Genomic DNA, 11,803 nt, shown 5'->3' on the forward strand with positions numbered 1-11,803 from the left:
GTTATTCGGCTACGGTGACGGCGGCCGAGGCTGCCGACGCGCCGCTTGCCGGCGCCGGCTTCGACGTCTGTTTTGCCGCATCGGGCGCCGCATCGTCATCCCACCCGCCGCCGAGCGCGAGGAAGAGCCGCACCTGGTCGGTCGCGACCTGGCCTTCGGCGGTTGCCACCTGCGCCTGCGCGCTCGTCAGCGTGCGCGTCGCGTCGAGATCGGAGATGAACGACTCGCGGCCGGCCAGATAGAGGCGATGCGTTTCGTCGGCGGAATTGCGGGCCGATTCGTAGGCCGTGCGCAGCGCTTCCGTGCGCTGCACGTCGGCCGCATAGGTCGCGAGGCTCGACTGCGTTTCGCGCAGCGCGTTCAGCACGACGCCGTCGAAATGCGCGAGCGCGCCGCCCGTCGCGGCTTCGGCCTCGCGTACGCGCGCACGCTGGCCGTTGACCGGGAACGACCAGCTGATCAGCGGGCCGAACGACCAGCGATTCGTCGTGGACGAGAACAGGTCGGCGGCGACACCGACCGAGCCGGCCGACGCGCCGATGCTGATCGACGGATACAGCGCGGCGGTCGCCACGCCGATGCGTGCGGTCGCGGCCGCGAGTTGCCGCTCGGCTGCGCGCACGTCGGGGCGGCGGCGCAGCAGCGCGGCGCCGTCACCGATCGGAATCGGCTGGCGCAGCTTCGGCAGGCGCTCGCATTCGGCAACGGCCTTCGGCAGGTCGGCGGGCGAGCGCGCAAGCAGCGCGGCGAGTTGATATTGCGCGACCTTGCGGCGGCCTTCGAAGCGCGGGATATCGGCGGCGAGGGTACGCACCTGCGTCACGCCGCGCGTCACGTCGGTCTGGTTGCCGCGCCCGGCATCGCGCAGCCGCTGCGACAGCGCGACGCGCTGCTTCTGCAGCGCGAGCGACTGCTTCGCGACAGCCAGCTCGTCGCCGGCCGAACACGATTCGACGTATGCGCGCACGACGTCGGCGACGACCGTGATGCGCGCCAGGTCGCCTGCGGCGCGGACGGCCTCGCTGTCCGCGCGCGCGGCTTCGACGCCGCGCCGCAGCTTGCCGAACAGGTCGATCTCATACGACACGTTGATGCCGACCGTACCTTCGTTGACGACCGGCAGCTTGTTCTCGAGCAGGTATTGCTCGGCCGATTCCTGGGCGCGCTGCACGGCGGCTTCCGCGCGGCCAGAGAAGCCGCCCTGCTGGCTTGCGACTTCCAGCGCCGCGCGCGAGCGCGCGAGGTTGGCCGCGGCGACGCGCAGGTCGGTGTTCGACTTCAATGCATCGCGCACGAGCCCGTTGAGCACGGGATCGTCGTAGAGCTGCCACCAGTTGCCGGGCACGGCGTCGCGCGACACGAGCGTGCCGTTTGCATCGTCGAGCGCATGGTTCGCGAGCGGCGCATTCACGTACGCCTGCTGCGGCAGCGTGTAATCGGGGCCGACGGACTTGCACGCGCCGAGTGCGAGCGCAAGCGGCGCGAGCGTCGCGGCGAGGCGCAGACCGTGCCGCTTCATTGCGATGCTCCTGCCGCGCTGGCGGCCGTGCCGGAAGCCGTCGATACCGGCGCGACGGCCGCCGAAGTGCCGGCCGCCGCCGACGCGCCGGCCGCCGGCTTCGCGTTGTCGTTGCGGCGCGTGTCGGCGTCGCGCATCGAGACGGTCGCGGTCCGGCCCGCGATCATCCGGAAATCGTCGGGCACTTCGTCGAGCACGACGCGCACCGGCACGCGCTGCGCGAGCCGCACCCAGCTGAATGCCGGGTTCACGTTCGGCAGCAGGTTCGCGCCCTGCGTGCGGTCGCGATCCTCGATCGCGGCGACGATGCTCTGCACGTGGCCGCGCAGCGCATGCGGCTCGCCCATCACGATGATGTCGACCGGCTGGCCGATGTGGATGCCGCGCAGCTTGGTTTCCTCGAAGTAGCCGTCGACGCGGAACGAATTGCGGTCGACGACCGACAGCACCGCGCGGCCGGCCGGCACGTATTCGCCGACGCGCGGCGCGCGGTCGTTCAGGTAGCCGTCCACGGGACTGACGATCGTCGTGCGCTGCAGGTTCAGCTTCGCGGTGTCGAGCGACACCTGCGCATCGGCGACGGCGGCTTCGCCCTGTTCGACGCGCGTGCGGCTTTCCTCGACCTGTTCGCTCGCGACCAGGTTGCCGAGCTGCAGGTTGCGGGCGTACTCGCGCTTCGCCTGCGCGAGCGTCGCGCGACGCTGCGCGAGCGTGGCTTCGGCGAGCCGTTCCGCGAGCGCGTAGCGCGCCTGGTCGATCACGAACAGCACCTGGCCGCGCTTGACCTCCTGGTTGTCGGCGACCTGCACCGACGTGATGAGGCCCGCCACGTCCGGCGCGACCTGGATCACGTCGGCGCGCACGTGACCGTCGCGGGTCCACGGCGAGAACATGTAGTAGTTGACGATGCGCCACAGCACGATGGCCGCCACGACGACGACGATCAGGGTGAGCAGGATTTGCCCTGCCGAGAGCCAGGTTTTTTTCACGTTAGGTAGCCACGAGATGGTGGGACACGATCACGACGGCGGCAAACACGAATACGTAGATGCCGAGGTCGAAGATCGAACGGTGCCAGACGAGGCGGTAGAAGCCGACGCGCTCGAGCACGGCGCGCACGACGATGTTGATCAGGTAGGCGATCAGCATCAGCACGAGCGGGGCCGGCACGAATACGCCGAAGATGTCGATTTCGCCGATCATGGTCGCGGTCGGAAAGACGGATGGGAAAGCGGGATCATGCGCGTGCTCCGTCCGGCGCCTGCGGCGGCTGCCCGGCCGCGGCCGGATACAGCGACAGGCGCAGGCCGACGAGCGCGTGCAGCGTGTCGCGCAGCCGGCGATGCATGGCGGGCGTGGCCGGTGCGGTGGGCGCGGCGGGCGCCGTGCCGTCGTCGGCCGGCGCGGCGCCCGGCAGGTTGCGGACCGCGACGCGTTGCAGCGCGTCGTCGATCGTCGCGAGCAGCGCGGGCGGCGCCGGCTGGCGCGCGTTCGCGGCGGCGCAGCGTTCGTAGTGGTCGGTGACGCCGGCCAGCACGCGATCGATTGCATCGGGCACGTCGCCGGACAGCCGGCGGCGCGAGCGGCGCAGGTCGAGCGCATTGAGCGCGATGCGCAGGTCGCGGAAGCTTTCGATCGACGGGTGGCGATGATCGTCGGACGCGCCGAGGCGCGGCAGCAGATGCGTGACGCGGTCGAGCATCCGCGATGCGTGGTTGCGCTGGTCGTCGAGCGGTTGCGTCGACGCGGAGCGCGCGACATCTTCCCAGCCCGAGCGCAGCAGGCGCCGCACCGCGAGTTCCGCACCGAACGGCCGCGTCGCACGCGTCCATACATACGCGAACAACAACCCGGCGACGCCCGCGAGGTTGCTGTTCAGGAACACGAAGAAATCGGCGTCGTACGCACCCTGGATGCTGATGAAGGTGGCCGTGTTCACGGCGACGAGCATCGTCACCATGTTGAACTGCGGGCGCGGCAGCAGCGTGCCGATCAGGATGAACGGGCCCGCGAACATCACGACGAGCATCGCGAAATCGTGCACGTGCGGCAGCACGACGAACAGGTACAGGCCCGCAAACACGACGCTCGCGGTCGTCGCGAGGAAGAACTTGAACACCAGCGGCGCCGGCTCGTCGAGCGCGGCGAAGAAGCTGCACGAGACGGCCACGAGCGTGACGGCCGCGGCGCCGTCGTGCCAGCCGGACGCGATCCACAGCCAGCTCGCGAACACGATCGCGGCGGCGACGGTCAGCGTCGAGAACAGCATCATTCCGCGATCGAAGAAGCGTTCGGTGCCGCCGAGCCGCCAGTGCCGGTAGCGCGGCTGCCAGACGCCCGCTTCGTTGCCGATCAGCGCGCGCAGCGAGCGGCAGTCCTGCCAGATGTCGATGACCTGGCGCAGCCGCCACAGCGCGTTCGACAGCAGCGCACCGTCCCAACTCGAGAGCGCGTCGTCGCCCGGCTGCAGCGCGGCGATGCGTTCGCGCAGGCGTTCCGCGACCGGGTCGTCGGCCATGTCGCCATCGGAGCCGGCCCGCACGGCCGGCAGCGGCGCGTCGAACCACTTCGCGGCATCGGCGAGCAGCTCGTCGAGCCCGGCCGGCCGGATGTGCAGGTCGCGCATCAGCGCGATCAACGGATCGGCGAGCGACGACATCAGCGGCAGGAACAGCTGCATCCGGCCCGCGAGCGCCTGTGCCCGCGCGAGGATGCGCGGGTGCGCATGGTCGTAGCTCAGCTGGCTCAGCAGGAATTCGAGGCCCGTGATGGTCGCCGCGAGGCGTTGCCGGCACGCGGACAGCGCCTTGCCGGCGATGTGCCCGGACAGCGTCTCGCGGCCGTAGAACGCGGCATCCTTGAACCACGCGTCGGTGCGCTCGATCAGCGTCGGCGCGAGCCGGTTCGGGAAGATCGCGCTGCCCACCACGCTCGCGCACACGATGCCGAGCACGATCTCCTCGGTACGTGCGATTGCGACGTCGAACACGGTGGACGGATCGGTCACGGTCGGCAGCGCGACCAGCGGCATCGTGTAGCCGGCGAGCATGAACACATAGCTGCGCGCGGTGCGGTCGGAGATCGCGAGGTAGAGCAGCGTGCCGCACCAAGTGGCGACGATGATCGCGAACAGCAGCGGCGTCTCGACGAACGGCGGCACGAAGAAGATCGCGGCGGCCGCGCCGAGCGCGGTGCCGAGCGCGCGATACAGCGCCTTCGAGCGCGTCGCGCCGACGAACGGGTTCGACACGATGTAGACGCTCGCCATCGCCCAGTACGGGCGCGGCAACTGGAAATACAGGCCGAGATACAGCGCCAGCATCGACGCGGCGAACGTCTTGCCCGAGAACAGCCAGTCGCGAAGGCTCGGGTAGGTCATGACGCGGCGTCACCGGTATGGGAGGTGCGCGCGACGGGTGTGTGCGACTCGGCGGCATTGAATGCATCGAGCACGCGCAGCGTCGCTTCGAGATCGGCGCGCGTGACACCCTTGAGCACCTGCGCGCGCAGCACGCGCAGGTCTTCCTCCATCTTCGCGGTGACCGCGCGGCCGGCGGCCGTCAGCGAAATCGTCTTCGCGCGGCGGTCGTGCGGATCCTCGTCGCGGCGCGCGAGGCCGGCCGCGCACAGCTGGTCGAGCAGGCGCACGAGCGATGGCCCTTCGATGCCGACGTATTCGGCGAGCGTGCCCTGGCGCACGCCTTCGCCGAGGCGCCCGGCGATCAGCAGCGGCGTCGCGCAGGCCTCGGACACGTTGTACGTGGTCAGCACGCCGTCACTGGTGCGGCGCCACTTGCGCGCGGACAGCACGAGAAGGCTGCTGACGGCGAGGCGGAGGTCGTGCAGATTGGTCATGGGCGAGATGATAGGGGCAAATTAATTCGATAGCAAACTATCGTTTTTGTCACCCGGATGACACGTCGCACGCGGTTCGGCCCGCCCGTTTGAAGCAATTTAGGCGGCGTGCCGGGGATGGTCAAACTGTAAGGTTGTCGATGCGTCGTGCATGCGACGGCCGCGATCGAATGGTCAGATGAAAGTCGTCCGGCAGGGCTGTCCGGCGGGTCAGGCGGGCTCGAAGCCGGGGTTCGGGAAATCCGGCTTCGCGAAACGGCGCACTACGTGCATATTGGGGCCGTTGCAAGCCTTCCGGAGATTCCGCACGTGTCCACTTCATCCCCGCAGCCCTCTGGCCAGGCGTCGCTTGACGCGTGGCTCGGCAAGACCGAAACGCTCGGCGACGACATCACCGCGTTTCCGCTGAACGCGCTGGCCGCCACGCTCGACCGCCCGTCGCCCGGCGACGTCGTGCCGCCGATGTGGCACTGGCTCTATTTCCTGCCCGTCGCGCCGCTGGCCGAAGTCGGCCCCGATGGCCACCCGAAGCGCGGCGGCTTCCTGCCGCCCGTGCCGCTGCCGCGCCGCATGTGGGCCGGCGGCCGCCTGACATTCCATGCCCCGCTGCGCGCGGGGCGGCGCGCGACGCGCGAATCCACCATAGAGAACATCGAGGACAAGACGGGCCGCAGCGGCCGGCTCGTCTTCGTGACGGTGCAGCACCGGATCGAGTGTGACGGCGCGTTGTGCGTCGAGGAAGAGCACGACATCGTCTATCGCGATGCGCCGCAGCCGGGCACACCCGCGCCGAAGCCGATCGCCGCGCCGGCGGGCGAGACGTGGTCGCGCACGGTCACGGCCGACGCCGTGATGCTGTTCCGCTATTCGGCGCTGACCTTCAACGGTCACCGCATCCACTACGACCGCAGCTACGTGACGCAGGAGGAAGGCTATCCGGGGCTCGTCGTGCACGGCCCGCTGATCGCGACGCTGCTCGTCGATCTCGTGCACCGCGAGCGGCCCGACGCGACGCTGGCGAGCTTCGCGTTTCGCGCGGTGCGCCCGACGTTCGACGGGGAGCCGTTCACGCTGTGCGGCCAGCCTGCGGATGACGGCCGGACGATCGAGCTGTGGGCGAAGGATCGCGACGGCTGGCTGACGATGCAGGCCACCGCGACGCTTGCGTGACGGGCTCCGTTCCGGTCATCCGCGCGCGGCAGGATCCGTACGCGGGTGACCGTTGTCGCACGCAGCAAGCCGGCCGGACGCGCACTCGGCCAGCCCCGACGTTCGTCGGCAAACCCCTGTAAGCTGCTGGCAGGTCGCGTGCCGTTCGCCGGACCAGGCGATGCGCGGCCGGCTCTTCCCCCTTCCACGCATCGCATCAGGAGCAGGTATCTTGGCCACCTACATCGTGTTTACACGTGAAAGCATGCAGGACCAGCAGGAATTCGACCTCTACCAGAGCAAGGTCGGCGCAACGCTCGCCGGGCACCCGGTGAAGGTGCTCGCAGCCTACGGGCCGCAGGAAACGCTCGAGGGTGAAGGCCCGGAAGGCGTCGTGATCGTCGAGTTCCCGTCGAAGGAAGCCGCGCACGCGTGGTATCACGGCCCGGAATACCAGGCCGTCGCCCTGCACCGCTTCAAGGGCGCGCGCTATCGCGCCGTGCTGGTCGAAGGCGTCTGAGCGACGTGCATCGGGTGAGTCCGGCGGCGCGCCGCGACGCCGGACGCCCGGCCCGCCCATGAAACCATCGACTCCCGCCACCGCGCCCATTCGCCCGCCGATGGGCCGCGCCACGACCGTGCTGCTCGCGATCAGCGTCGCGCTTTATCTGGTCGCCATGTTCACCGCGCCGTTCCGCACCGGCGCGCCCGCTCCGCATCCATGGGCCGACGGCTGGCAGGTGCTGTTGACGGGCTGGATGGGCGTGCTCGTCGGTATCTATGCATGGCTCGCAAATCCGCTCGTGTTCGCTGCCTGGCTCCTGACCGCGAAGCGCTACCGCGCCCAGGCGGTCGTGCTGGCCGGTCTGGCGTTGCTGTTCGGGATAAGCTTCCTGTCGCAGCACCAGATTGCCGTCGACGAAGCAGGGAACGTCGAGCCCGTGCATCTCGACGCGATCGGCTACTGGTGCTGGCTCGCGAGCTTCGGCGTGGCGTCGGTTGGTGCGGCGTTGTTGCCCGGGCGGACGAAGACGGGCTGATTGATTGCGGACGCTTCGATGCGAATGTCGGCGGAGGTGAAGCCGACCGGCATTGCAATGATCCACGGCATCGGCACGTCACGCGCAATAGCGTCTTGCGTGCCGATGCATTGAAGGCGCACTGTCGCGCCTTCAACCTTCACCCTTTTACGCGATGTGCGGCTGCAACGCACGCAGCCAATACGACACCGCCACCGCCCCGCCGTCCGGCGTGCCGATCGCACGTTCGCCGAGATAGCTCGCGCGCCCGGCGCGCGGCGTCATGCGTGCGGTTTCCTGCGCGCCGTGCTCGGCGGCTTCGACTGCCGCGGCCCATGCGCTCGCGGGATCGCGATCGTTGTCGAGCGCGCGCTCGAATGCCGCGACGGCCGGTACCAGCGCATCGAGCATCGTCCGGTCGCCGGCATGCGCGCCGCCGAGTTCGCTGATCGAATCCACCGCTCCGCGGAATGCCGCGGCCCAGTCGCGCGCCGACGGCTCGGCGCTATCGGCCAGCCGGCGCGATGCGCGCAGCAGCGCGGTTGCATAGAACGGCCCCGAACTGCCGGCGATCGCGCGGCGCAACGCGGCGCCGAGCGCCGAGAGTGCGCCGGCCGGCGTGCCATATGCGGCTTCCGGCAGTGCAAGGATCGCCTGCGCGGCGCGCAGCATGCTCGCGCCGAGATCGCCGTCGCCGGCCGCCGCGTCGAGGTCCGTCAGCGTCTGCTCGTGATCGATCAGCGTCTGCGCGACTGCGTGCAGCGCCGGTCGCAGGCGCGCGGCCCACGCGCGGCCGGCCGGATCGAGCGGCGGCAGCGGCGCTTCCGGCACGGCGGCCGAGGCCACGCGGATCTGCGTATTCACCGCGCCGCCGCCCGGCCATGCGCGCGCCTGCGTCGGCGCGTCGAGCAGCACCGCGCGTTCGTCGTTCAGCCGCAGCACCGAGATCGAGCAGCCGGGCATGTTCAGCGCCGACAGGAACGTGCCGGCCCACGCACGCGCGACGACGATGCCGCGCCGGTGCAGGTTGTCGTGCGCGGCGCGCAGCACGATCGCGAGTTCCATGTCCGGCGTCGCGCCGAGGCCGTTGACGAACAGTGCGACGCGTTCGCCACGGTCGAGCACGAGATCGGCGACGATGCTCGACAGCAGCGTGTCGACCAGCGCATCGGCCGGCAGCGGCGCGCGGCGTTCGACGCCTTTCTCGCCATGGATGCCGAGACCGAGTTCGATCTCGTGATCGCCGAGGCTGAAGCCCGACTTGTCGGCGCCCGGGATCGTGCAGCCGTCGAGCGCGACGCCCATCGTGCCGAGTTCGGCCGCCGCGTCGCGCGCGATGGCCGCGACGCGAGCGAGCGGCAGCCCGCGCGCGGCGGCCGCGCCGGCGAGCTTGTGGATCAGCACGGTGCCGGCGATCCCGCGCCGCTGGCCGCGCTCGACGCGGCCGCGCAGCGACACGTCGTCGGCGACGATGACCGTCTCGACCGGAATGCCTTCGGCGCGCGCGAGTTCGGCGGCGAGCCCGAAATTGAGCCGGTCGCCCGTGTAGTTCTTCACGATCAGCAACGCGCCGTTCGGGCCGGCGCTCGCGCGGATCGCGGCGAGCACGGCGTCGGTGGACGGCGACGTGAACACTTCGCCGCAGACGGCTGCGCTCAACATCCCTTCGCCGACATAGCCGCCGTGTGCGGGCTCGTGGCCGCTGCCGCCGCCTGAGAGGATGGCGACGGGGCGCTGCGCGGGCTCGGGCAGCGGCTGGCGGACGAGCACGTGCTCGTCGCCGAGGATCGCGACATGCGGCGACTGCCGCGCGATGCCTTCCAGCATTTCTCGCACGACATCGGACGGGCGGTTGACAAGCTTTTTCATGGCGACGGGTTCCGGACAAGTGAACGAGGCTCGGCCGGGCCTGCACGGGCGCCGGACGGCCTTTCGTGTTGCGGAGGATCGTGCGGGCGCTGTCGCCGGGGGCGGGCGGTCATGTAATGGATGACCGTCCGCACGGGCGAAGCGACGCGCACGCTTCGCGCCACGATACATCAGGTTCGAACGTTGATGCGCGGCGTGCGGCGCACTCCCATCCATGTTGTGGGATGCGCGGCAAGAGATGCAAGTTCGGCTGCGGCGATATACGGCACATTACTCGCTATATCAACTTCGCTTCCGTGACAGCCGCGTACAGCGAACCGGTGAAGCATCGACTGAACCGAGGGAGAGTACTCGACCGATCAGAGGTGCGTCGGCTTGCCCGGCACGTTCAGCTTCCGTGTTTCTTCCTGTGCGCTCGAGTCAAGCGAAACAGTTCCGCTTGGTAGACGGCATCCTGAACCGCGTTGTGGTTTCCTTTTTGTGCGGGTCGTAGGTGGCCTGCCATGGCGCTCGAGCGTGTGTCTCTCCACGAGCACCCCGTCACAAAACCTCATTCCGAACTTCCATTCGAATCTCCACCTTTATCGCATCGAAAGTGTTGCCAGTGGCAACTCAGTCAGCCACCCGCGGAATTCGGTCCAACGCTGCCAGCTCCCACATTTCTCCGCGGACCAAACCGTCAGCGCTAGCGGATCACCTCGATTCCCGACAGTGACGGTCAAATATCGCTCGCGATCCTCGTTAAACGCCCGAAAATACCGCTAGTGCGTTTCGTATTTCGTGCGACGTTCGGCGTTACGTTGGCTCCATGGCAGGCTTTGACGAAACCTCGCGTGTCATAGCCCTTGTCCGCGCCGACTGTGATGCGCAGATTCGAACCGGCAACGTCCCGCAACATTTCGACGGAGACTTCGCGTTCTGCTCGCCCATTCGCTCGACCGGCCTGGACATTGACGACCAAACCGTGCCGATTGTCGGTCAGCGCATGACCGAGGTAGCGCCGGCGCCACATTGCTCTTGCGATACAGTCGGCTATCGCCGTCGTTTTTCGAATCGTGTGTTTCGTTGCTGCGCGTTTCGCCGTGCCAGTTGCCCGGCGGACGGCCGTCATCGCTGTCGTCTTTCCGGCAAATGCCTTTGTGACTGGCCCGGACCTGGATCGGCGTTCCGTCCACACTGAAGCGCTCGCTGGACAACAGGCCTCGCTTCTGTGCCGTTTCCACCGTCGTATTGAACAGGTCCGTGACCGCATCGAATTCGATCAACCGATCTCGATTCTTGCTGGACACCGAGTGGTTCCAGACAGCATCCTCAATCGACAGACCGATGAACCAACGGAAGAGCAGGTTGTACGAGTTCCACTCGACCAGTTGCCGCTCACTGCGGATGCTGTACAGCACTTGTAACAGCATGGCCCGCATCAGCTTCTCCGGCGCAATGCTTGGGCGATCGCCTTTGACGTCCGCTTCGAACATCGCCGAGAACTTCACATCCATCTGCGACAACGCCTCGTTCAGTCACGTCCGGATCGGATGCACCGGCTGAGTCTGCGGGACAAACTCCTCCAGCCGGACCGTGCTGAGCGGCGATTCGTTGCAGCCGTCGGCGCCTCGCATTTGCTTCTTCTTCCTTGATCTCGAATACTTACATCGCGCAGGATGGGCGGAGGTATTTTGACGGCCTGCTAGATCGCGTATGCTGATAAATGATTGACCGTCCGAAATATGATGCCGATTTCAATATCTTCGTGATTGGTCGATTAGGGCTTTCATCGGGCATGAGGCGCGTATCGTCAGTCAAATTCGGCGTATTGACATTGTGAGCTGATACGGGTCAGCCATTACGCGCCCGAGACATGCACCGATGTCGTCTCGTTGTTAGTCTTGGCGACTAAGGGAGTGGTGTTCGGGCGACAACAGTGTAAGCACCATCGCAGTACTACCAGCACGCCGTACTGTGTCTTACGATCTTCATCAAGCAGTCATTCGGTGTGTGATATGTCGTATGGCTTCGTAAATTCGACGTATGCGATATGCGGGTATTCCATGATGCAGAGTGATGTTCTGTAGCGGCCCCATTTCATTCGTGCCAACTGTCGCGTTTCGGCAACTCGTGTGCAGCGAGGTCGGAACGGTTCACCTTCCATTTTCTACACAACTGAAGAGGTAAATGTCATGAAACGAAATATCGTGATCGTCGGCAGCGACTTCACGACGCAGTGTTTCGGTTAGGAGATGGTCTTCGCTAACTCTGTACGATTGCATCGGGGGGTGCCCCTATGTCTTTCGTCAAGCGTTAGGGGCTGACTTGGGTTGGTAAATGGTGCCGTCGCGCAGCATGGCGAACAGGACGTCGCAGCGTCGCCGTGCCAGCGCGATGAGTGCCTGGTTGT

The 11,803-nt window shown here is 67.5% G+C and carries 9 protein-coding genes and 1 pseudogene; 3 read left to right on the forward strand and 7 right to left on the reverse strand.

What is annotated here, in order from left to right; translation table 11 throughout:
• Position 1: 1 nt before the first annotated feature.
• The 5 genes from CFB82_RS33705 to CFB82_RS33725 are packed head-to-tail and all read right to left on the reverse strand — an operon-like array spanning position 2 to position 5,374.
• Positions 2–1,519 (reverse strand): efflux transporter outer membrane subunit, encoded by a 1,518-nt coding sequence (locus tag CFB82_RS33705; protein ID WP_089486777.1) that lies wholly within the window; start codon positions 1,517–1,519, stop codon positions 2–4.
• Positions 1,516–2,508, reverse strand: a complete 993-nt coding sequence (locus tag CFB82_RS33710) for an efflux RND transporter periplasmic adaptor subunit (protein WP_089449000.1) — start codon at positions 2,506–2,508, stop codon at positions 1,516–1,518. The genes CFB82_RS33705 and CFB82_RS33710 overlap by 4 nt, the downstream gene beginning before the upstream one ends.
• 1 nt (position 2,509) lies before the next feature.
• Positions 2,510–2,722 carry a DUF1656 domain-containing protein gene (locus CFB82_RS33715; RefSeq protein WP_011350409.1) on the reverse strand — a complete coding sequence of 71 codons (213 nt, stop codon included), beginning with the start codon at positions 2,720–2,722 and terminating at the stop codon, positions 2,510–2,512.
• Positions 2,723–2,756: 34 nt separating this feature from the next.
• Positions 2,757–4,898, reverse strand: a complete 2,142-nt coding sequence (locus CFB82_RS33720; RefSeq protein WP_089486778.1) for an FUSC family protein — start codon at positions 4,896–4,898, stop codon at positions 2,757–2,759.
• Positions 4,895–5,374 (reverse strand): MarR family winged helix-turn-helix transcriptional regulator, encoded by a 480-nt coding sequence (locus CFB82_RS33725; RefSeq protein WP_089486779.1) that lies wholly within the window; start codon positions 5,372–5,374, stop codon positions 4,895–4,897. Before CFB82_RS33725 ends, CFB82_RS33720 begins: the two co-directional genes overlap by 4 nt.
• Positions 5,375–5,683: 309 nt before the next feature.
• On the opposite strand from CFB82_RS33725, the gene CFB82_RS33730 reads away from it, so the two are divergent.
• The 3 genes from CFB82_RS33730 (at position 5,684) to CFB82_RS33740 (ending at position 7,563) form a co-directional block, all read left to right on the forward strand.
• Entirely contained in the window at positions 5,684–6,544 is an 861-nt protein-coding gene (locus CFB82_RS33730) for an FAS1-like dehydratase domain-containing protein (RefSeq protein WP_089486780.1), read from the forward strand.
• Positions 6,545–6,755: 211 nt separating this feature from the next.
• On the forward strand, positions 6,756–7,043 hold the full coding sequence (locus CFB82_RS33735) for a DUF1330 domain-containing protein (RefSeq protein ID WP_089486781.1): 288 nt from the start codon (positions 6,756–6,758) through the stop codon (positions 7,041–7,043).
• 58 nt (positions 7,044–7,101) lie between these two features.
• A complete protein-coding gene (locus CFB82_RS33740) occupies positions 7,102–7,563 on the forward strand; it encodes a hypothetical protein (protein WP_143751000.1) in 462 nt (153 codons plus the stop codon).
• A 147-nt stretch (positions 7,564–7,710) separates the two neighbouring features.
• Here CFB82_RS33740 and CFB82_RS33745 read toward each other — a convergent pair whose 3' ends face one another.
• Together CFB82_RS33745 and CFB82_RS33755 are read right to left on the reverse strand one after the other, a co-directional pair.
• Positions 7,711–9,411 (reverse strand): dihydroxyacetone kinase family protein, encoded by a 1,701-nt coding sequence (locus CFB82_RS33745; RefSeq protein WP_089486783.1) that lies wholly within the window; start codon positions 9,409–9,411, stop codon positions 7,711–7,713.
• 736 nt (positions 9,412–10,147) lie between these two features.
• A pseudogene (locus CFB82_RS33755) lies at positions 10,148–11,027 on the reverse strand (IS5 family transposase); the annotation flags it as partial.
• Positions 11,028–11,803 lie beyond the last annotated feature (776 nt).

Source organism: Burkholderia sp. HI2714 (assembly GCF_002223085.1).
Classification (GTDB): Bacteria; Pseudomonadota; Gammaproteobacteria; order Burkholderiales; family Burkholderiaceae; genus Burkholderia; species Burkholderia lata_D.

Bases quoted from the DNA above. Each gene is read 5' to 3' on its own strand.
- CFB82_RS33745 (WP_089486783.1), bottom strand. From the start codon at position 9,411: ATGAAAAAGCTTGTCAACCGCCCGTCCGATGTCGTGCGAGAAATGCTG.
- CFB82_RS33720 (WP_089486778.1), bottom strand. From the start codon at position 4,898: ATGACCTACCCGAGCCTTCGCGACTGGCTGTTCTCGGGCAAGACGTTC.
- CFB82_RS33705 (WP_089486777.1), bottom strand. From the start codon at position 1,519: ATGAAGCGGCACGGTCTGCGCCTCGCCGCGACGCTCGCGCCGCTTGCG.
- CFB82_RS33725 (WP_089486779.1), bottom strand. From the start codon at position 5,374: ATGACCAATCTGCACGACCTCCGCCTCGCCGTCAGCAGCCTTCTCGTG.
- CFB82_RS33740 (WP_143751000.1), top strand. From the start codon at position 7,102: ATGAAACCATCGACTCCCGCCACCGCGCCCATTCGCCCGCCGATGGGC.
- CFB82_RS33715 (WP_011350409.1), bottom strand. From the start codon at position 2,722: ATGATCGGCGAAATCGACATCTTCGGCGTATTCGTGCCGGCCCCGCTC.